The sequence below is a fragment of the Arthrobacter sp. 01N444 genome (assembly GCF_056399305.1).
In genome coordinates, this window is sequence record NZ_JBFTRB010000002.1 from 198,346 (window position 1) to 217,614 (window position 19,269).

20 protein-coding genes are annotated in these 19,269 nt (G+C 69.2%); 8 read left to right on the top strand and 12 right to left on the bottom strand.

Features of this window, described 5'->3' with window-relative positions; all coding sequences use genetic code 11:
• Positions 1 to 4 precede the first annotated feature (4 nt).
• The 3 genes from AC1DKN_RS03170 to AC1DKN_RS03180 all read left to right on the top strand — a co-directional run bounded on the left by AC1DKN_RS03170 (position 5) and on the right by AC1DKN_RS03180 (position 2,190).
• Complete coding sequence (locus tag AC1DKN_RS03170) at positions 5 to 868, top strand: HpcH/HpaI aldolase/citrate lyase family protein (RefSeq protein WP_223913776.1); 864 nt, start codon at positions 5 to 7, stop codon at positions 866 to 868.
• A gap of 25 nt (positions 869 to 893) precedes the next feature.
• Complete coding sequence (locus AC1DKN_RS03175; protein ID WP_476870449.1) at positions 894 to 1,838, top strand: DUF2797 domain-containing protein; 945 nt, start codon at positions 894 to 896, stop codon at positions 1,836 to 1,838.
• Positions 1,839 to 1,965: 127 nt separating this feature from the next.
• A complete protein-coding gene (locus AC1DKN_RS03180; RefSeq protein WP_476870450.1) occupies positions 1,966 to 2,190 on the top strand; it encodes a DUF3188 domain-containing protein in 225 nt (74 codons plus the stop codon).
• Here AC1DKN_RS03180 and AC1DKN_RS03185 read toward each other — a convergent pair.
• On the bottom strand, positions 2,180 to 3,877 hold the full coding sequence (locus tag AC1DKN_RS03185) for a SulP family inorganic anion transporter (RefSeq protein ID WP_243181115.1): 1,698 nt from the start codon (positions 3,875 to 3,877) through the stop codon (positions 2,180 to 2,182). The genes AC1DKN_RS03180 and AC1DKN_RS03185 overlap by 11 nt on opposite strands.
• Positions 3,874 to 4,287, bottom strand: a complete 414-nt coding sequence (locus AC1DKN_RS03190) for an ArsR/SmtB family transcription factor (protein ID WP_476851331.1) — start codon at positions 4,285 to 4,287, stop codon at positions 3,874 to 3,876. Before AC1DKN_RS03190 ends, AC1DKN_RS03185 begins: the two co-directional genes overlap by 4 nt.
• Before the next feature lie 197 nt (positions 4,288 to 4,484).
• Here AC1DKN_RS03190 and AC1DKN_RS03195 point away from each other — a divergent pair, with 197 nt between their 5' ends.
• Genes AC1DKN_RS03195 through AC1DKN_RS03210 form a run of 4 tightly spaced genes read left to right on the top strand, consistent with a single transcriptional unit; the run spans position 4,485 to position 7,889 of the window.
• Positions 4,485 to 4,985, top strand: coding sequence for an FAS1-like dehydratase domain-containing protein (locus tag AC1DKN_RS03195; protein ID WP_476870451.1), 501 nt, complete (start codon positions 4,485 to 4,487; stop codon positions 4,983 to 4,985).
• 2 nt (positions 4,986 to 4,987) lie between these two features.
• Complete coding sequence (locus AC1DKN_RS03200) at positions 4,988 to 5,425, top strand: MaoC family dehydratase (protein ID WP_476870452.1); 438 nt, start codon at positions 4,988 to 4,990, stop codon at positions 5,423 to 5,425.
• A gap of 29 nt (positions 5,426 to 5,454) precedes the next feature.
• A complete protein-coding gene (locus tag AC1DKN_RS03205) occupies positions 5,455 to 6,765 on the top strand; it encodes an MFS transporter (RefSeq protein WP_476870453.1) in 1,311 nt (436 codons plus the stop codon).
• Positions 6,766 to 6,821: 56 nt separating this feature from the next.
• Complete coding sequence (locus tag AC1DKN_RS03210; RefSeq protein WP_476870454.1) at positions 6,822 to 7,889, top strand: UDP-N-acetylmuramate dehydrogenase; 1,068 nt, start codon at positions 6,822 to 6,824, stop codon at positions 7,887 to 7,889.
• A 78-nt stretch (positions 7,890 to 7,967) separates the two neighbouring features.
• Here AC1DKN_RS03210 and AC1DKN_RS03215 read toward each other — a convergent pair whose 3' ends face one another.
• Entirely contained in the window at positions 7,968 to 8,504 is a 537-nt protein-coding gene (locus tag AC1DKN_RS03215; RefSeq protein ID WP_476870455.1) for a hypothetical protein, read from the bottom strand.
• Positions 8,505 to 8,593: 89 nt separating this feature from the next.
• On the opposite strand from AC1DKN_RS03215, the gene AC1DKN_RS03220 reads away from it, so the two are divergent.
• Positions 8,594 to 9,700 carry a winged helix DNA-binding domain-containing protein gene (locus AC1DKN_RS03220; RefSeq protein ID WP_476859395.1) on the top strand — a complete coding sequence of 369 codons (1,107 nt, stop codon included), beginning with the start codon at positions 8,594 to 8,596 and terminating at the stop codon, positions 9,698 to 9,700.
• A 56-nt stretch (positions 9,701 to 9,756) separates the two neighbouring features.
• Here the strand turns inward: AC1DKN_RS03220 and asd are convergent, their stop codons facing one another.
• The 9 genes from asd to mshD all read right to left on the bottom strand — a co-directional run bounded on the left by asd (position 9,757) and on the right by mshD (position 19,087).
• A complete protein-coding gene (asd, locus tag AC1DKN_RS03225) occupies positions 9,757 to 10,899 on the bottom strand; it encodes an aspartate-semialdehyde dehydrogenase (protein WP_043435910.1) in 1,143 nt (380 codons plus the stop codon).
• Positions 10,900 to 10,944: 45 nt separating this feature from the next.
• A complete protein-coding gene (locus AC1DKN_RS03230; RefSeq protein ID WP_028276519.1) occupies positions 10,945 to 11,172 on the bottom strand; it encodes an NF038396 family protein in 228 nt (75 codons plus the stop codon).
• Positions 11,172 to 11,765, bottom strand: coding sequence for a dihydrofolate reductase (locus AC1DKN_RS03235; protein WP_476851323.1), 594 nt, complete (start codon positions 11,763 to 11,765; stop codon positions 11,172 to 11,174). The genes AC1DKN_RS03230 and AC1DKN_RS03235 overlap by 1 nt, the downstream gene beginning before the upstream one ends.
• On the bottom strand, positions 11,762 to 12,565 hold the full coding sequence (locus AC1DKN_RS03240; protein WP_079550143.1) for a thymidylate synthase: 804 nt from the start codon (positions 12,563 to 12,565) through the stop codon (positions 11,762 to 11,764). Before AC1DKN_RS03240 ends, AC1DKN_RS03235 begins: the two co-directional genes overlap by 4 nt.
• Before the next feature lie 33 nt (positions 12,566 to 12,598).
• On the bottom strand, positions 12,599 to 13,000 hold the full coding sequence (locus AC1DKN_RS03245; protein WP_476851322.1) for a GntR family transcriptional regulator: 402 nt from the start codon (positions 12,998 to 13,000) through the stop codon (positions 12,599 to 12,601).
• Positions 12,997 to 14,643 carry a hypothetical protein gene (locus AC1DKN_RS03250; protein ID WP_476870456.1) on the bottom strand — a complete coding sequence of 549 codons (1,647 nt, stop codon included), beginning with the start codon at positions 14,641 to 14,643 and terminating at the stop codon, positions 12,997 to 12,999. Before AC1DKN_RS03250 ends, AC1DKN_RS03245 begins: the two co-directional genes overlap by 4 nt.
• A gap of 78 nt (positions 14,644 to 14,721) precedes the next feature.
• The gene (locus AC1DKN_RS03255; RefSeq protein ID WP_476855676.1) at positions 14,722 to 15,699 is read right to left on the bottom strand and encodes an NUDIX hydrolase; all 978 of its coding nucleotides are present in this window, start codon (positions 15,697 to 15,699) and stop codon (positions 14,722 to 14,724) included.
• A gap of 11 nt (positions 15,700 to 15,710) precedes the next feature.
• Positions 15,711 to 17,975 carry an RNA degradosome polyphosphate kinase gene (locus AC1DKN_RS03260; protein WP_223913793.1) on the bottom strand — a complete coding sequence of 755 codons (2,265 nt, stop codon included), beginning with the start codon at positions 17,973 to 17,975 and terminating at the stop codon, positions 15,711 to 15,713.
• Between the two features lie 89 nt (positions 17,976 to 18,064).
• Positions 18,065 to 19,087, bottom strand: coding sequence for a mycothiol synthase (gene mshD / locus AC1DKN_RS03265; RefSeq protein WP_476870457.1), 1,023 nt, complete (start codon positions 19,085 to 19,087; stop codon positions 18,065 to 18,067).
• Between the last annotated feature and the right edge of the window lie 182 nt (positions 19,088 to 19,269).

Consider the following 19,269-nt stretch of genomic DNA (forward strand, 5'->3'; position numbering starts at 1 on the left):
ACGCATGACCTCTACCACCACCGCCGAATCACTTCGGCCCCAACGCAACATCCCGGCCGACATCGCCCGCTCCTGGCTGCTGGTTAACGCGATGAAGACCGATCTCTTCGACCAGTCCGCCGTCTCCCGGGCCGATGCGATCATCCTCGACATCGAAGACGCGGTGGACCCCTCGCAGAAGGACGCCGCCCGCGCCAACGTCGTGAACTGGCTGACCGCCGGCGGCAGTGCGTGGGTCCGGATCAACGACGCCACCAGCCCGTTCTGGGCCGACGACCTCGCCGGCCTGCGCGGCACCCCCGGCCTGCTGGGCATCATGCTGGCCAAAACCGAATCGGCCGACCAGGTCACGGAGAGCTTCCACCGGATGGACGGCAAGACCCCGGTGATCCCCCTGGTCGAGTCCGCCGTCGGCATCGAGGAAGCCAACAACATCGCCAAGGCCCAGGGCGCCTTCCGCCTGGCCTTCGGCTCGGGCGACTTCCGCCGCGACACCGGCATGGCGGCCACCGCGGAAGCCATGGCCTACCCCCGCGCCAAGCTCGTTGTGGCCAGCCGCGTGGGCAACCTCCCCGGCCCCATCGACGGCCCCACCGTCGGCACGAACCACCCGATCCTGCGCGAACAAACCGGCATCACGGTGATGATGGGGATGACCGGGAAGCTCTGCCTCGCAATCGACCAGACGCCGGTCATCAACGAGGTCATCAGCCCCACCCCGTCCGACGTCGCCTGGGCCACGGACTTCATGGCCGACTTCGAAGCCAACGGCCGCGTCATCCGGGACGGCTCCGACCTGCCGCGCCTGGGCCGGGCCGAGAAGATCATGAAGCTCGCGGTAGCCTTTGGCGTGCAGCCGGCCCTGTAGCCGCCACACCACTCGAGGAGACCCCGTGACCGATACCCGCTATCTGGTGCACGGGGTCTTTTGGGATGGTCCGGCGCCCGGGCCCGCCGCAGCGTCCGGCGGCAGGCCGCCGGCGATGCGCCTGCAGGACCCTGGCGGCGCCCTCACCGCAGTGACGATCGACGCCGGCACCCGCCTCGGTTTCCGGCTCGCCGCCGCGGGGAAACAGTGCCTTGGGCATCACTTGGTGCACGGACCCGCGGACCGGGACCACGTCCTGTGCCCGGACCGGGCTCCCGCCGCCAGGGGCAGCCAGTGCGGGCGGTGCTTCGTCCTGGATGAATTCCGGCTGATCCATGACTTCCACCGCGGCGGCCGGGTCCCGCCGGGCCTGCGCGCGTACCTGATGCAGCCGCACTGGCTCTACGTCGCCACCTTCGCCAACGGGGCCAGCAAGGTCGGCACCGCGTCCCACCGGCGCAAATGGAACCGGCTCGCCGAGCAGGGCGCCGTCGTCGCCCGGTACGTCGCCCGTGCCGAGGACGGCCGCGTGGTCCGCCTCCTTGAAGACATGATCACGCGCGAGGCCGGGCTGCCGCAGCAGGTCCGCGCTGCCGCCAAGGCCGCTGCGCTGCTCGCGCCGGCAGCCGCCGTCGATCTCGACGCCCTGAACGGACGGCTGGCAGGGGAGGCCCGGACCCTGATTGCCGGTGCCGGCGGGGAGGGCTTCGCGGTGGTGGATGAGCGGTGGGCCCGGCCGGAACTCTCCGCGAAGGCCTGCGCCCCGGCCGCCCGGCATGCTTATCCGCACGACCTGGCGGCCGGAGCGCACGGGTTCCGGATCGACGCGCTGAGCGGCAGCATTGCCCTCGCGGCGCTGGATGGCAGCGGACTGGAATTCGTGGTGAACCTGGGCCAGCTCAAGGCCCGGGTGATCGAACTCGGTGACCACGGCTCGGATGTCCCGGCCGTGCAGGAAGCCTTGTTCTGACGCTGGAATTGCCCCGCGGCGCGCAAATTACCGGGCGCGCCCGTATTCCGCGTCGGCAGGCAATTTGAGTGTCGCCAGGAATTTTGCGGCTCGCGGTGTCGTCCGGCCGTCCCGGTAGACTGGCACGGTGCTGAATGAATTCTGGGCCACCGCGTCAACCACCTACAAGGTGATTGTCTTCAGCGCCATGGGCCTGATCGCCCTCGGCATCATCCTCAGCGTGGTGGGCAACAGCACCGGCAACCAGCCCCTTGCCCTCGCCTCACTGGCAGTGATCGGACTCGGCCTGGTCCTGCACATTGCCGGGCTTGTGGTCCGCGGCCAGGCGATCCGGAAAAACCTCAAGCGCTAGCGGCCGCGTTCCGCACCACATGGCTCCGGGCATGCTCCACCGCGTCGGGGAGGGATGTGAACAGGTGCTTGTGATGCCGCAGAGAGCGGATGACCCCCACATTGGTCACGAGCTCCAGATGCTGCGGCTGGACCCCCTTCAGCAGGACCGTGACCCCGCGCAGCTCCAGCGCGGAGACCACCTCAACGAGCATGTGGGCGCCCGTGGCGTCCAGCATCCGCAGCTGGGAGAGCCGGATGACGGCCACCTGGATGTCCCTGACCTGGCTGATCTCCTGCAGGACCCGCTCCGCTGCACCGAAGAACATGGCCCCGTCCAGCCGGAAGATGGCGATGTGCTCGTCGCCCGGAACAGGCGGCCCCGGGATGTCCTCGCGCCGGACCCCGCTCAGGGAAGCGAATGTCCGCAGCGTGAACACGGCGGCCGCGGCGAGTCCGATCTGGATGGCCACAATGAGGTCGAAGGCGACGGTAATGAGGGCGGTGACCACGAAGACCGCGGCGTCGGCCCGGGTGGAGCGCAGGATCGCCGTCACGGTGTGCCGCGAGACCATGCGGACGGCCGTGACCATGAGGATGCCGGCCAGCGCCGCCAGCGGGATCCTGCCGACAAGCCCCGCCGCCAGGTAGATGATGGCCAGCAGCACCAGGGCGTGCACCACCGCGGAGAGCCGGGTCTTGGCCCCGGAACGGACGTTCACGGCGGTCCGGGCGATCGCGCCCGTGGCTGGCATGCCGCCGAAGAACCCGGCAGCGATCGAGGCCAGCCCCTGGCCGGTGAGCTCCCGGTCCGGGCTGTACGCGCCGGACGGACGGCCGTCGGGGCCGACCATGCCGGCGGCCACCCGGGCCGAGAGCAGGGATTCGATGGCGGCGAGCGTCGCGATGGACACGGCCGGCATCAGCAGGCCTCCCAGCGCGGCCGGATCGACAGAGGGCATCGAGGGCGCCGGCAGGGAGTGCGGAAGCGCGCCGATCCGCGGTATGTCCAGCGCCAGCATCTCCGACGCCGCGGTGGTGAGCAGCACCGCGATCAGGCTCGCGGGCAGGGCCTTATTCAGCCTCGGCAGCAGGTACATCACGGCCGCGACGCAGGCCACCACCGCGAGCGTCTCCAGCACGGTCGGCATGGTGGCCTGCGACGCGCTCTCGACGGCGGCCAGGAGGGTGTTGTGGCCCGGCGTTCCCTCGGTGCCCGTGGCCAAGGGAACCTGCTGGAGGAAAATGATGGCGGCGATGCCGAGCGTGAAACCCTCCACGACCGGCCACGGGATGAACGCGACGGCCCGGCCCAGCCCGCTGGCGCCCAGGACCACGACCAGCAGCCCGGCCAGTACAGAGACCAGGGCAATGCTGCCGACGCCGTGGACGGCGACCACCGGGGCCAGGACCACCACCATGGCGCCGGTCGGGCCGGAGACCTGGACGTTGGATCCGCCCATGACGGCGGCGACAAGTCCTGCCACCACCGCGGTGATGAGTCCGGCCTCCGCCCCGACCCCGGAACTGACCCCGAAGGCCAGGGCCAGGGGGAGCGCCACAATGCCCACCGTGATGCCGGCGAACAGATCCGTCTTCCAGGCGGACCTCAAGAGCTCGTAGTCGCGGCGGGACGGCACAAACCGGGCGAAGCGTCCCCGGGCCGTGGCAGATGTCGTCGCCGGGTCTGCTGCCTGGGCCGCGCTCACGTTGCCGCGGCGTCGAGGTGGCCGGTACTGTCGGCGTCGCCCGCGCGGTCGAGGTGGCCTGCCGGCAGCTCCTGCGCTATCCGGAGCTGTTCGCTGGAACCGGCCAGGGTGTCCAGCAGGAAGACCCGGGCGATCGCGAGCAGCTCCTTGATCTTGGGATGAGCCAGCCGGTAGGTCACGACATTCGCCGTCCGGACCGATGTCACCACACCGTGCCGGCGCAGCGTGCCCAGATGCTGGGACAGGTGCGAGGGCTCCAGCCCCGTCTCGGCGAGCAGGTAACTGACCGGTGCCGTATTGTCCGGCGCGGCCGCCAGAAGCTCGAGGATCCGGATTCGGGCCGGGTGCGCCAGGGCTTTGAACAGGTTGGCCTTGATTTCATACAGGGGGGTCTGAGCGGCGGAGATCATGGCGGGGAAACACTTTCTCGCATCCGTTCGCGGCCGGGGTCCGGCGGCGCCCTCGGCGATACGGATTGATGGATTGATGTTTTCATCATATCGCGCCGGTCAAGACCCGCCGGAGCGCCCGTCAGTGCCCGTCCGGTCCCCGGCGCGCACCCTGTCACGAAGCCGGACGGCTCCGGGCGTGGCGATAGGCTGGAACCATGACTATCAATCCGGACCTGCAGGGGCGCAGCTACCCTGCCGCAGAGGTGTATGACGTCGGCCGCGAGAAGATCCGCGAGTTCGCGCGCGCGGTCAAGGCCACCCACCCCGCCCACTTCGATGTTGCCGCCGCCGAGGCGCTGGGTCACAGCGACCTCGTGGCGCCGCCGACCTTCGCCATTATCGTCGCGCAGCGCGCCGACGCGCAGCTGATCGAGGATCCGGAATCCGGGATCGACTTCTCCCGCGTGGTCCACGCCGACCAGCGGTTCACGCACCACCGCCCGATCGTCGCGGGCGACCGGCTGGTCGCCGAACTGCACGTCGACGGCGTCCGCGCCATGGGCGGCGGAGCCATGATCACCACCCGCTCGGAAATCTTCGCCCTTGCCCCCGGCGATGCCACCGGTGCCGCCGGCGATGCCACCGGTGCCGCCGACGTCCGCAAGCCCGTCGCCACCACCACCTCGTCCATCCTGGTCCGCGGAGAGGGACAGTAGCCATGAGCATCGACATCGCAGCACTCACGGTCGGCCAGCACATTGGCAGCCGCAGCATTACCGTCACCCGCACCGACCTCGTCAAGTACGCCGGCGCATCCGGTGACTTCAACCCGATCCACTGGAACGAGGCCTTCGCCACCGGCGTCGGCCTGCCGGGTGTGATCGCCCACGGCATGTTCACCATGGGCGCGGCCGTCCAGCTCGTGACCGACTGGGCCGGCGATCCCGCCGCCGTCGTCGACTTCCAGACCCGCTTCACCAAGCCGGTTCCCGTCGCCGACACGACGGGGACACCGGAGGCCGGTGCCGTGATCGAGGTCAGCGGGGCCATCGGGGCCCTCGACGCCGACGCCGGCACCGCCCGCGTCGACCTCACGGTCGTCTCGGCCGCCCAGAAGGTCCTCGTCAAGGCCCAGGCCGTCGTCAGGGTGGCCTAGCCCATGGCTCTGCTGTGAATCTGGCTGCTGTGAGCAAGGAAGTCTTCGTCCCGCCCGCCGAGATCACGCACTGGCGAAACGCCGTGGTGGTGGCCTACGCCGCGAGCGGAATCGCTTTTTCCACCTGGGTGTCCCGGCTGCCGGCCATCCGCGACGGTCTGGACCTGACCCCGGGCACGATCGGGCTGCTCCTGCTCTGCATGACGGCGGGATCCTTCGTGTCCGTGTCCGCCTCGGGCCTGATTGTTCTTCGCCTTGGCTCCAAGCGCACCATCCGGATCGGCAGCATCATGGTCGGATTCGGGCTGGCGCTGGCAGGCTTCGGCACCTCGGTGCTCGCCAGCCCGGTGGCGGTTGCCGCGGGTCTGGCAATCATCGGGCTGGGCACCGCCAGCTGGAACACCGCGTCCAACGTCGAAGGGGCGGCGGTGGAACGCGCCGTCCGGCGGCACATCATGCCCCGGCTGCACGGCTCCTTCAGCCTGGGCACTGTTGCGGGCGCCGGGCTGGGCGCCTGGGCTGCCGCCGCCGGGATCCCCGTCTTCCTGCACCTGGCCGTGGTGGGCCTGCTGGTGGCCGGCTCGGTGACCACCGCGGCGGCCTGGTTCCGGGCGGACATCACGCCCCTCGAGGCAGAGCGGCCCTTCAAGGCGTCCGGGACAGACACCTTCGAGGATCCTTCCACCGGTCCCATCCCGATCGTCCGGCAGGCGGACGCGGTCCCGGAGCCGCCGCTGGACAACAAACGCCTCATTGCCCAGGCCTGGCGTGACAGGCGCACCCTGCTGCTGGGCGTGCTGGTCCTCGGGCTGGCCCTGGCCGAAGGAGCGGCGGGGGACTGGGTGGCGCTGGCGCTGGCCGACGGCCACGGCCAAACCGACGCCGCCGGAGCTGCCGGGTACGGGCTGTTCGTCACCTTCATGACCATCGGCCGCTTCGCCGGCACCCTGGTCCTGGACCGCTTCGGCCGGGTCCCGGTGATGCGCTGGTGCGCCGCGCTGGCGGTTCTGGGCCTCGGCCTGTTCGTCTTCGCCCCGGTACCGTGGCTGGCCTACGTGGCCCTGGCCATCTGGGGACTCGGCGCGTCCCTGGGCTTCCCGGTCGGCATGTCCGCCGCGGCCGACGACCCCGTCAAGGCCGCCGCGCGGGTGTCCGTGGTGTCCACGATCGGCTACGGAGCGTTCCTGTGCGGGCCGCCGCTGCTGGGCCTGCTGGCCGAGCACGTCGGCATTCTCCACTCGCTGCTGGGCGTCATGGTGATGCTGATCGTCAGTTTCCTGCTCTCCCCGGTGGCCCGCAAACTCCCCGCGCCCGTACCCGTGCCGGGACAGTACAGCTAGCCAGGTGCCGCCAGTACCGGCTTAGCCGGGCGGATGATCCCGGCTAGGCTGGTCAGGTGACCCAGATCCAGCTCTCCGCCCTGACCACCTCCGCCGTCGGCGGCCCCGCCGGCAGCTATATCGAGGCCAGCACCGAGGCCGAGATCATCGACTCCGTGCGCACCGCGGACGCCGCCGGCCAGTCCCTGCTGATCATCGGCGGCGGCTCCAACCTGTTGGTGTCCGACGCCGGGTTCCCCGGCACGGTGCTGAAGATCGCCTCGGAGGGGTTCACCGTCGACGCCGAGGACTCCTGCGGCGGCGTGGCGGTGGTGGTCCAGGCCGGCCACAACTGGGACGCCTTCGTTGAACACGCTGTGAAGCATGCCTGGTCCGGCGTCGAAGCACTCTCCGGGATCCCCGGTGCCACGGGCGCCACCCCCGTGCAGAACGTCGGCGCCTACGGGGCCGACGTCTCCCAGACGATCGCCGTCGTGCGCACCTGGGACCGGGAACGCAACGCGGTGAAGACCTTCACGAATTCCGAACTCAAGTTCGGCTACCGGGACTCCATCCTTAAGCAGACAACCGTCAACGGCTCACCGCGCTATGTGGTGCTCACCGTGGAGTTCCAGCTCCCGCTCGGCCGGAAGAGCGCCCCGGTCCGCTACGCCGAACTCGCCCGGGTGCTCGGCGTCGAGCAGGGCCAGCGCGCCTACTCCACCGACGTCCGGCGCGAGGTGCTGCGGCTCAGGGCGTCCAAGGGCATGGTCTGGGACGCGGACGACCGTGACACCTACTCCACGGGATCCTTTTTCACGAACCCGATCGTGGCCGAGGACGTCGCGGCACGGCTGCCGCAGGAGGCCCCGCGGTACCCCGCCGGTGCGGACGGGCTGACCAAGCTCTCGGCGGCGTGGCTGATCGACCAGGCCGGGTTCGCCAGGGGCTTCGGCCTGGACCCGGACAGCGTCTCGGGCGGCCGGGCCTCGCTGTCCACCAAGCACACCCTTGCCATCACCAACCGGGGAGGGGCGAGCGCGGCGGACATGCTGGCCGTCGCGCGCGAGGTCCGCCACGGCGTCGTCGAACGTTTCGGCATTGAACTGCACCCGGAGCCGCTGCTGATCGGCGTCGATCTCTAGGGAAAGTCCGGCCCCAGGAAAAGGGCCGCTGCCCGGGCAAGGCCGGGGCAGCGCCGGCCGGGCACCGCCGCGCCCCGGCTACGGTTCCGTGTGGCGGGGTGCCACCTTGCTGAAAAGCATGAAGGTGAAACCGGAGGCCGCGGCCCCGAGCAGGAAGACCTGGCAGAACGCCACGGACTGGACGCTGGGCCCGCTTTGCAGCACCAGTCCGGCGCACGCAAACGCCACGGCGCCGGCGAGGAACGCCAGGGAGCCGAGCAGGAAGGCCTGTACGGTGGCCGGAAATTCGCCGCCATAGTCGAGCTGGAGCTCCCGGCCCTGCGGGGCGATGCTTCCGTGCTTCACGGCCGCCTGCACCCGTGCCTGAGACCGTGACTGAGACCGTGACCGTGCCCGCGGCTGCAACGCCGCGGCCGTGACGAAGCTGGCCACGGACACCGCCATGGACGAGGCGGCCACCAGCTGCAGGGTGCTCATCATGGGCGAGAGCCGGGTACCGCTGGCGATGGCGACGGCGAGCCCGGCAGCCATGCCGGCGGCGCTGGACGCCCAGCCCAGCAGGGCCAGCTTCCGGCACAGGGGCCGCAGCAGCGGCCACACCTCACTCATAGTCATGATTCAAGGGTAGGGAAGCCTGCTGGATGGCGGCTGGGAACAGCCGGGCAACAACCCGACAGGCAGCACACGCGACTTACCATGGTTCCATGGCAGCAGTGACGGGCGTCCGCCGGCTTGGCCCCGGAATCATCGGCAGGCTGCGGCTCGCCGCCCAGGGACTGCTGGGACCGGGGTTTCAGTCCGTCCCCGACGCCGTCCGCGGCATGACTGCGATGCAGGCCCAGGACCTGCAGGCCGTGCTCTGGGCCGTCGGCCAGCGCGTGCCGGGTTCCCGCGCCGAAGACGTACGCGGGGCGCTGGACCGGGCGGAGATCGTCCGTTCCTGGCCAATGCGCGGCACCTTGCACGTGCTGGCGCCCGAGGACTTGAAATGGATGCTGGCCATCACCTCCGACCGGCTGATCCAGGGCCTGGCCCGGCGCCACCGGGAGCTCGAGATCACGGCCGCGGACGTCGACGCCGCCGCGGCAACTGCCCTGCAGCTGGTCTCCGGAGGAGCTGCCAGCCGGGCGGAGCTGTTCCAGGCCTTCGAACGGGCGGGCCAGTCCACGGCGGGCCAGCGCGGCATCCATCTGCTCGGGATCCTGTGCCAGCGGGGGTTGCTGGTGCAGGGTCCGCTGGCCGGCAACCAGCAGCTGGTCGTGGCCTTCGGCGACTGGATCACCGAGTCGCGGACCCTGGACCGTTCCGACGGCATCGCCGAGTGGCTGCTGCGCTACCTTCGCAGTCACGGCCCCGCCACGGAACGTGATTTTGCCTGGTGGGCCGGCATTCCGCTGACGGAAACCCGGGCCGCCCTGGCCCGGGTGTCGGACCAGCTGGCGGAACTGGAGTTTGAGGGGACCAGCTACTGGCTCTCTGCAGAGACAGCCGCGCTGCTCGACGACGGCGTCCCCGGTCAGCGCACGGTGCTGGCGCTGCCGGGGTTCGACGAATTCCTGCTCGGCTACGCGGACCGGTCCCTCGTGCTGCCGCCGGAGCACGCCGACAAGATCGTCCCCGGCGGCAACGGCGTGTTCAAGAAGACCATTGTGGCCGGCGGCGGCGTGATCGGCACCTGGGCCGGGCCGCCGGGCCGCAGGGGAGCCGGCGTCGTGCCTGAACCCTTCGACGCCGTTAACGGGCTGCGGCCTGCAGCCCAAAAGTCTTTTGGGCTGCAGGCCGCGAAATACCGCAGATTCCTTGGCGCCTGAACAGGTGCCTGAAGGGGTGTCTGAACGTATGCCTGTAGGGTGTCCCGGACGGGCTCCTACAGGTTTCCGGTGGCGATGCGGAGCATGCGCCGCAGCGGCTCCGCGGCGCCCCACAGCAGCTGGTCGCCCACCGTGAACGCGCTGATGTACTGCGGACCCATCTCGAGCTTGCGGATCCGGCCCACCGGAATGTCCAGGGTGCCGGACGCCGCCACGGGCGTGAGCTCGGCCATCGAGGCTTCCTTGGTGTTTGGCACCACGCGGGCCCACTGGTTGTCCGCGTCCACGAGCTTCTCGATCTCGGCGACCGGGAGGTCCTCGCGCAGCTTCAGGGTCAGGGCCTGGGAGTGGGAGCGCATCGCACCGATCCGGATGCACAGGCCGTCCATGACGACGCGGTTCGCGGCGGAGGTGCCAAGGATCTTGTTCGTCTCCACCCCGGCCTTCCATTCCTCCTTGGACTGGCCGTTGCCGAGGTCCGCGTCGATCCAGGGGATCAGCGAACCGGCCAGCGGAACGCCGAACTGTGTGGCGTCGATGCCGGCGCGCTGGTGTGCCAGGACCTTGCGGTCGATCTCGAGGATCGCCGACGCCGGGTCGTCCAGTTCGGTGCTGACCTCGGCGTTGAGGCTGCCGAACTGGTTCAGCAGTTCACGCATGTGGCGCGCCCCGCCGCCGGAGGCCGCCTGGTACGTCATGGACGTGCCCCATTCGACCAGGTCGTTCTTGAACAGCCCGCCCAGGCCCATCAGCATGCAGGACACGGTGCAGTTGCCGCCGACGTAGTCCTTCACCCCGCCGGAGAGGCCGGCGTCGATGACGTCCCGGTTGATGGGGTCCAGCACGATGATGGAATCCTCATTCATGCGCAGCGTGGAGGCGGCATCGATCCAGAGGCCGTCCCAGCCGCGGCTGCGGAGCTCGCCGTGGACCTGCTTGGTGTAGTCCCCGCCCTGGGCGGTGACAATAATGGGCAGCTTCGCCAGGGTCTCGAGGTCGAACGCGTCCTCAAGCTTGCCGGCGGCGCCCGCAGCGGCGCCGGCCAGGGCCGGGGCGGCACCGCCCGCGTTCGAGGTGGAGAAGAAGACCGGGTTGATGTTGGCGAAGTCGCCCTCATCCTGCATGCGCTGCATGAGGACGGAACCGACCATGCCACGCCAACCAACCAGGCCGACGGACGGGGTAGCTGCTGTAGTCATGGGCCCAGTTTAGACTTCACGGCCCGCCCGGCGCAGTCGGTTACGTCACGCGTTATAGTCGCCGCGGGGCTCTTCCAGCAGTGCCGCCTTGCGCCGGCGCAGCGCGAAAACCGCCCCGAACGTGAAGACCTGGGTCACCACCACCAGCACGATCGCCCCGAGGATCTTGTTGCCGCCCAGGATCATGGTCAATCCCACGACCGCGGAGAGCAGTGCGAGCAGGGGCAGGAGCATGTACCCCAGGACAAAGAGGGTCTCGGGCTTCCTCAGCATTACTTGGCCTCCGTCCGGCGCCACAGCGTGATCCGGTAGCGGGTGCCGTTGGCGGAGGTCAGCCAGCCGTTGGCCGGGAGGCTGGCCGAGACGGTCCAGTCGTAGCCGAGTTCCGGAGCGAAGGTGTCCCCTTCGGCGTTGGTGTCGATGGTGGTGACGACGGCGACGTCGGCAAGGTCCAAGGACTGGGCAAAGATTTCGCCGCCGCCGATGATCCACACGGTCTCATGGCCGGCCACGAACTGGGATTCAAGCAAGGCGTCATCGAGCGACGCGACGGCGACGGCGCCTTCCGCGCCCGGGGTGTCCTGCCAGGTGGCCTGGCGGGTGATGACGATGTTCGTCCGGCCGGGCAGGGGGCGGTACTTGTCCGGGAATGATTCCCAGGTCTTGCGTCCCATGATGACCGGGTGGCCGGTGGTGAGGCGGCTGAAGTGCGACATGTCCTCGGGCAGGTGCCACGGCATGTCACCGGCCTTGCCGATCACCCCGGTGCTGGTCTGGGCCCAGACGAGCCCGAGGCCAGTGGTGGACGCTCGAAGTTGTTCCGTGAAATCGCCGGGCTGCACGCCCGCGGTGTTGTCGTTGCTCATACGGCTATCGGGGCCTTAATCGTCGGGTGGTGCTGGTAGCCGACCACCTCGAAGTCCTCGAGGGTGTAGTCGAAGATGGAGTCCGGCTTTCGGGTGATGTTCAGCTGGGGGTAGTCGTAGGGCTCGCGGGCGAGCTGCTTGAGGACCTGGTCCATGTGGTTGTCGTATATGTGGACATCCCCGCCGGTCCAGACGAATTCGCCCGGTTCCAGGCCGGTCTGCTGCGCGATCATGCGTGTCAGCAGGGCGTAGGACGCGATGTTGAAGGGCACGCCCAGGAAGGTGTCCGCCGACCGCTGGTACAGCTGGCACGAAAGCTTGCCGTCCGCCACGTAGAACTGGAAGAACGCGTGGCACGGGGGCAGGGCCATGTCCTTGAGTTCGGAGACGTTCCAGGCCGAGACGATGTGCCGGCGCGAATCCGGGTTGGACTTCAGGTTCTCGATGAGCTCGGCGATCTGGTCGATGTGCCCGCCGTCGGGCGTGGGCCAGGAACGCCACTGGACCCCGTAAACGGGACCGAGTTCGCCGTCGGCGTCGGCCCATTCGTCCCAGATGGTGACCCCCTGGTCCTGCATCCATTTGACGTTCGTGTCGCCGCGGAGGAACCAAAGCAGCTCCACCGCCACGGACTTGAAATGCACCCGCTTGGTGGTGATCAGCGGGAAGCTCTTGCTCAAGTCAAAGCGGAGCTGGCGGCCAAAAACGCTCAGGGTGCCGGTACCGGTGCGGTCCGATTTGTGCGTGCCGTGCTCGAGGACGTCGCGCAGGAGGTCTTCATAGGGCGTAGGGATGCTCACCGTTCCAGTCTACTGAGAACTCGCTGGCTCTCCTTATTTGTGTGACCCTCCCTGCCTCGCCCGCAGGATCGCCAGCAGTGCCGCGTCGTCGAGCCCGGCAGTGCGGCCTTCCGCAATGCAGCGGTCGACGGCGGCGATCACCTCCACCGGGACCGTGCCCGGCGGAGGTGCGGGCGGGGTCAGGATCGGCTGGCTGCCGGCGACCACCGTGCCGTTGCGCCGCCGGGTTTCGACCAGTCCGGCCAGTTCGAGTTCCTTGTAGGCCCGCGCGACTGTCCCGGCCGCGAGGCCCAAGTCCGACGCGAGGCTGCGGACGGTCGGCAGCCGGGTTCCCGCTGCCAGCGTCCCGGCGCTGATGAGGGAGGCGATCTGCGTCCGGATCTGCTCGAAGGGGGGAACTGGCGAACGCAGGTTGACGGCGATGCCCGCCGTCACGCGGCGACTTCCTTCCGCGGCAGGGGAGCGGGGGTCTTCCGGGCCAGGCCGCCCACGGGGATGACGGCGATGACCACGGCACTGGCGGCCAGGACAGCGCCTGCCAGGGTCGCCGGCCACCACGATCCGGCGGCCGGATCGACGGCGTCGCCGAACGCGTCCGGCCCGAACACCGCCGCCCAGGCATTGGTCTGGGTCAGCAGGAGGACACCGGCCTGGGCCGTGAGGGTTGCGGCGAGGGTCCGCACGACGCGGTGGACAGTGATGGCTCGCAGCGCGGGGTCCAGACCGCGCGGGGCGTCGCGGACGCCCTGGCGGGACCGGGCCCGGAGGAACGCCGGCAGGGCGGCAACGCAGGTCCCGGCGGTGAGCAGTGCAACCGGAACCCAGCCGCGATCTTCGGCCAGCAGGGCCTGTCCCGCGGCGGTGACGGCGAGGGCTGCCAGGAAGACCAGCAGCGCCAGGACCGCCGTGGTCAGCAGGGCCGGGCTGACCGGCTGCCGGGGCCAGGTGCGCGGCGCCTCCGGCATTCCGTAGTTGCGCTGCAGGACCAGCTCGCCTCCGGCGATGACCAGCAGGACGCAGGTGCCCATCACGGCCACGAGTCCCGCAAGTCCGTAGCCGGCGGCCGCCATGATCACGGGGGCGAGGAAGGCTCCGGCGACCAGCGGCACGGCGGCCGCGAGGCCCAGGAGCGCTCCAAGTGAGGAGACCAGCCTGGCGGCCGGGTGCTGGCGGCCGGCGGCGATCCCTGATTCCGGCCGGTTCCGGACGCCCAGCCCGGCGGAAGCAAGCCGAGGCGGCCGCCACCACCACATCACGAGCAGGACCACGGTCGCAGCGAGGCCGGCGAAGTTCGTCCACGATCCCGTTTGCTGGGCCGGATCGGGACGGGCCGCGAAGTTCCCCGCGATGACCGCCAAGCCGGCAGCCACTGTGGACACTGTGCGCAGCAGCCGGTTCATCGCGATGGTCCGCAGTACAGCGTTGTCCGCCGCGTCAAGGGCCTCCAGCTGCCGGCGGCGGCCGATCAGCCACAAAACCAGCCACGTGCCGACGGCCAGCACCAGCAGGGCGCCGCCGAGCCATGCGGCCACCTCCGGTCCGGGGATACGGCCGTCGCCGCCGCTGTTGTAGTAGCCGTACGCGCCGTCGCTGACCGTAGTGGGAGCCACGGCCGCGAACCCGGGCAACGTGGCAGTCCGGGCGATGGCCGCGGCAGCCGAGACGAAGATCGCAGCCGTGGTCAATGCCAGCCTGCGGGGCAGGAAGTCTTTGATGCGCCGCACGGACAGCACTGCCTGCCGCCGCATTCGCCGCGGACCCGGGTAGGTGACCTGTCCCAGGGCATGCACGCCCAGGCAGCCCAGGACCGGCCATGCCAGCGCCGGGATGATCGAGTCGGCGCCCACCACGGCGGACGCTGACGGATTGGCCGGGATGATACCCAGGGTCATGGCGCCCTGGAGTGAGCTCGCGAGCCAGCCAATCACACCTACCCACAGCCCGTGCTCCGACACTGTCTGCGGCGACGTTCCGGTCCCGGGAGCCCAGATCACCCACCGCAGGACGGCATACACCAGCAGGGCGGCGATCGCCGGGCCGAGCAACAGCATCGGCGGCACGTTCAACAGGACCGGCACGGAATCCCCCAAGATTCAGCAGTAATGTATCAAGCTATTGATACAAACTAGGCTTAGGGCCCCCCGGGGTCAAGGACCTCAGTCGTCGAACGGCTTGAACCGCTCCACCGCGACCACTTTTTTCTTGCTGCCGCGGGCCACGTGGCAGACCACGATCTCGCCCGGCGCCAGGAACGGGTCCGAGGACGGCAGCAGGTCCCGCAGCCGGGAGTTCATGTGCTTCGCGAGTTGCTTCAGGACCGTGGGCAGGGCCGGACGGTGCGTACACAGCGCCACGGCCCGCTGCTTGTCGAACAATCCCTCGACGACGGCTGCCGTCTTGTGCGGGCTGCGGCTGTGCCGGTGCTCGGTGAGGGCCTCGTTGAGCTTGACCTTGGCGTCGGCCGCCTTGGCGTAGGGTGCGATGGTGGCCACGCACCGCAGCCACGGGCTTGAAACGATCCGCGCGGGCTTCCACGCCTGCAGGAGCCGCCCCACCGACTGCGCCTGCCGCATGCCGGTGGCGGCCAGCGGGCGGTCGCCCTCGGCCTTGGACCAGGACGAGCGGGGCTTGGCCTTCGCATGGCGCACGATCAGCAGCGGCCAGGTCGCCAGCTCCCCGCGGTCGTGGGCGTTCACCAGGTGCTGCAGCGGCTCGATGTCGCTCGGGTTGCTCAGGAGACGGGCGGCCTTCTCGGGCGGGCACCACATGACGCTGTCGACTTCCGTGCCGTCCGGGATCAAGACGGCGCCGTCGACGTCGACCGCCCAGTAGTGGACCACCTTCAGCCCGGCCGCCACGTGGTAGTGGATGGGCGGGAGCGGGATCCCCAGCGGAGCGGTGAGCCCGATCTCCTCCTCCACCTCGCGCACGGCGCACTCCGGGATGGTCTCGCCGGCGTCGATTTTGCCCTTCGGCCAGGACCAGTCGTCATACCGCGGACGGTGGATCAGCAGGACCTCGAGCTGGTCCTTGTTTACCGAATTGAGGCGCCACGGGATGGCGCCCGCCGCCGTGACGGAAACCTCTTCGCCGGGTTGGTCAGCCTGGTCCGCAACCAGTGCATCGCTGCTCACACTCACGATCCCTACCGCAGGCTGGTCGAGCGCTGGCGCGAGCGGGAGGCGAGCAGCCAGGACTGCACGTCCTTGAGGTCCTGGCCGTCTTCCGCCAGGTGGTGGCGGGTCCATTCACCCTGCTTGTCCAAATGCCAACTCGCGGTTTCGGGCACCATGTAGCGGTTGAGCAAGTCCAGGACATAGCTCGTGTCGTCGCCGCTCGTCAGCTGCACGAGGGCTTCAACGCGGCGGTCGAGGTTGCGGTGCATCATGTCGGCCGAGCCGATGTAAACCACCGGGTCGCCGGCATTGGCGAAAGCGAAGACGCGGGAGTGTTCCAGGAAGCGGCCCAGCACGGAGCGGACCGTGATGTTCTCGCTCAGGCCCGGAACGCCGGGCCGCAGGGAGCAGATGCCGCGGACAATGACATCCACCTGCACCCCGGCCTGGGACGCGCGGTACAGGGAATCGATGATGGCTTCGTCCACCATCGAATTGACCTTGATCTGGACGCGGGCGGGGATGCCGGCCCGGGCGTTCCTGATCTCGGTCTCGATCCTGTCGATCAGCCCGGAACGGACCGAGCGCGGCGCCACGAGCAGCCTCTTGAACGTGGACTTCGGCGCGTAGCCGGAGAGCTGGTTGAACAGCTTCGAAAGGTCTTCGCCGACCTGTTCGTTCGCCGTCAGCAGGCCCAGATCCTCGTAGTAGCGGGCCGTGCGGGGGTGGTAGTTGCCGGTGCCGATGTGGCAGTAGCGGCGCAGGCCGTCCACTTCCTGGCGGACCACGAGGGAGAGCTTGCAGTGGGTCTTGAGCCCCACGATGCCGTACACCACATGGACGCCGGCCTGTTCCAGTTTCCGGGCCCAGGAGATGTTCGCCTGCTCGTCAAAGCGCGCCTTGATCTCCACGAGCGCCAGGACCTGCTTGCCGGCCTCGGCGGCGTCGATCAGGGCATCGACAATCGGGGAGTCACCGGAAGTGCGGTACAGGGTCTGCTTGATGGCCTGGACTTTGGGGTCCGCGGCTGCCTGTTCCAGGAACGCCTGGACCGACGTGGAGAAGGAGTCGTACGGGTGGTGCAGGAGGATGTCCCGTCGCCGCATGGCGGCAAAGACGTTGGCCGCCTTGGACGTTTCCGATTCGTTGAGGTAGCGCGAGGTGTGCGGGACGTGCTTGGGGTAGTGCAGGTCCGCCCGGTCGATCCCGGCAATCACCGAGAGCCCGCGCAGGTCCAGCGGCGCCGGCACGGAGTAGACCTCGGATTCCTCGACGCCGAGCTCGCGGATCAGCAGGGCACGGATGTTCGGGTTGATGTCATTGGTGACCTCAAGGCGGACGGGCGGGCCGAACCGGCGGCGCAGGAGTTCCTTCTCCAAGGCCTGCAGCAGGTTTTCGGCGTCGTCCTCTTCGACCTCGACGTCCTCGTTGCGGGTCACGCGGAAGATGTGGTGTTCCAGGACCTCCATGCCGGCGAACAGCTGGTCCAGGTGCACGGCGATCACTTCTTCGAGCGCTATGAACCGTGCCACCCGTCCCGGGACGGAGCCGGCGCGGGCGCCGTCGATGGAGATCAGGCGCGGGAGCTGGTCAGGGACCTTGACACGGGCGAAGAGCTCCTTGTCGCTGACCGGGTTGCGGACCACCACGGCGAGGTTCAGGGACAGCCCGGAGATGTAGGGGAACGGGTGCGCCGGGTCCACGGCCAGCGGCGTCAGGATCGGGAAAACCTTTTCCGCGAACATGGCGCTGAGCTGGTCCTTGGCCTGCGAGTCGAGCTCCTCCCAGTGCATCAGGTGGATGTGCTCATAGGCCAGCGCCGGACGGATCTGTTCGGCGTAGACCCGGGCGTGGCGCTGCTGCAGCCGGTGGGCCTCCTCGCCGATCTGCTCCAGGACCTGCATGGGGCTCAGCCCGGCAGGGGAGGGGACGGCGAGCCCCGTGGCGATCCGCCGCTTCAGCCCGGCCACCCGGACCATGAAGAACTCGTCCAGGTTGGAGGCGAAGATGGACAGGAAGCTGACCCGCTCCAGCAGGTACAGGTTGGGGTCCTCGGCCAATTCCAGGACCCGCGCGTTGAACGCAAGCCAGCTCAGTTCCCGGTCCAGGAACCGGTCGGGGCGGATGTCGCCTTCCGGTTCCAGGTTCGGTGCGAACTCCGGAATGTCGATCCGGTCCTGCGTGGCGCGCGAGGCCGGCACTTCGGAGGAGCCAAAGCGGGCACGTACCGGACGCGCCCCCTTTTCCGGCGTTGCTGGTTCAGACGTGGATGTCCGGGCGGTATCCCGTGGCATGGTGTCTCCTCAATGCTGGCGCGATGTAGCTTCAACCTTACAAGCAATCATGGCCGGATGACCCCAGGTTTCGGCCCGGGCCGGGACGGTTATCCGCCGACTTGACTAACGCCGTCCGGCGCTGGAGCGGCGGCCGGTGACGGCTGCTGCGGCAGCGGCGCGTACATCACGTCGACATCCCAGCGGGTGAATCCGAGCCGGCGGTAGAGGGCGACGGCGGGGGTGTTGTCGGCATCGACGTAGAGCATGACGGCGCGGAGCCCCAGGTCCTGAAGATGCCTGATGCCGGCGACCGTGAGGGCCTTGCCCAGCCCGGATCCCTGGGCGTCGGGGGTCACGCCCACCACGTAGACCTCGCCCATTGCGGGGTGGTCGCCGTGCCGGGGGTGCACCTTGGTCCAATGGAATCCCAGGAGCCGGTCCGCCGGATCGACGGCCAGCAGGAAGCCCGCGGGATCAAACCACGGTTCGGCCATCCGGGCGTCCAGATCGGCCCGCGTCATGTTGCCTTGCTCCGGGTGGTGGGCGAAGGCGGCCTTGTTTGCGGCCAGCCAGGCGTCCTCGTCCCGGCCGGGCACGAAGGCGCGGAGCTGTACGCCGTCCGGGAGTTGGACCTCCGGCAGGGCCGCTGCCGCCGTCATCAACCGCATCTTCCACAGCTCACGCACGGCTCCGTAGCCGTAGCGGGCCGCGAGGTCGGCCGCGGCCTCGTGGTTTCCGTGGGACCAGGCTTTCAGGCCGGCGAAGCCGCGGACGGTCTTCAGTTCGCCCAGCAGGCGGTCGCCCACGCCCTGGTTGCGGTAGCTGGGATGGACGGCGACCTCGAGGATGCCGGTGCCGTCGGGTTCCTCGATGACGACGGCGACGCCGGCCAGGTCCTGCGCCGTCGCGGGATCCAACTTGTCGTCCGGGGCATAGAGGGCCAGGGCAAGCACCGAGTGCTCGCCCGCATCGCCGGCGCGCAGCGTGACAAGGGTCTGTTCGGACAACGGCGGATTGCCGTCGGACTCTTCCGCCGCGGCGACAAGGGCGGCGACGTCCCGCAGCAGCGCGGCGTCCACGGTTCCTTTTTCAGTGTGTACGGGCCAGTTTTCCGGGTGCGCAGGGCTCATGGTGCAAGGCTATCGGGTGCATGGGGGTCAGCGGCCGATTTTGTCGAACTGCGGACGGCCGCGTATAGTCGTTATCTCGTCCGGCGTTGAGCCAGATGCGAGGGGGATCCACCACTGGGGTGGCCTCGATACGTTCGACCCGTATGTCCTCCACTGAGAAATACTGTTAAATACTGAGAAGT

What these genes read in the sequence shown, in the direction of transcription:
- AC1DKN_RS03170 (WP_223913776.1), top strand. Translation starts at nt 5, where the DNA reads ATGACCTCTACCACCACCGCCGAATCACTTCGGCCCCAACGCAACATC.
- AC1DKN_RS03235 (WP_476851323.1), bottom strand. Translation starts at nt 11,765, where the DNA reads ATGAGCAACGACAACACCGCGGGCGTGCAGCCCGGCGATTTCACGGAA.
- mshD (WP_476870457.1), bottom strand. Translation starts at nt 19,087, where the DNA reads ATGAGCCCTGCGCACCCGGAAAACTGGCCCGTACACACTGAAAAAGGA.
- asd (WP_043435910.1), bottom strand. Translation starts at nt 10,899, where the DNA reads ATGACTACAGCAGCTACCCCGTCCGTCGGCCTGGTTGGTTGGCGTGGC.
- AC1DKN_RS03230 (WP_028276519.1), bottom strand. Translation starts at nt 11,172, where the DNA reads ATGCTGAGGAAGCCCGAGACCCTCTTTGTCCTGGGGTACATGCTCCTG.
- AC1DKN_RS03215 (WP_476870455.1), bottom strand. Translation starts at nt 8,504, where the DNA reads ATGACTATGAGTGAGGTGTGGCCGCTGCTGCGGCCCCTGTGCCGGAAG.
- AC1DKN_RS03200 (WP_476870452.1), top strand. Translation starts at nt 4,988, where the DNA reads ATGAGCATCGACATCGCAGCACTCACGGTCGGCCAGCACATTGGCAGC.
- AC1DKN_RS03190 (WP_476851331.1), bottom strand. Translation starts at nt 4,287, where the DNA reads ATGATCTCCGCCGCTCAGACCCCCCTGTATGAAATCAAGGCCAACCTG.
- AC1DKN_RS03220 (WP_476859395.1), top strand. Translation starts at nt 8,594, where the DNA reads ATGGCAGCAGTGACGGGCGTCCGCCGGCTTGGCCCCGGAATCATCGGC.
- AC1DKN_RS03195 (WP_476870451.1), top strand. Translation starts at nt 4,485, where the DNA reads ATGACTATCAATCCGGACCTGCAGGGGCGCAGCTACCCTGCCGCAGAG.
- AC1DKN_RS03260 (WP_223913793.1), bottom strand. Translation starts at nt 17,975, where the DNA reads ATGCCACGGGATACCGCCCGGACATCCACGTCTGAACCAGCAACGCCG.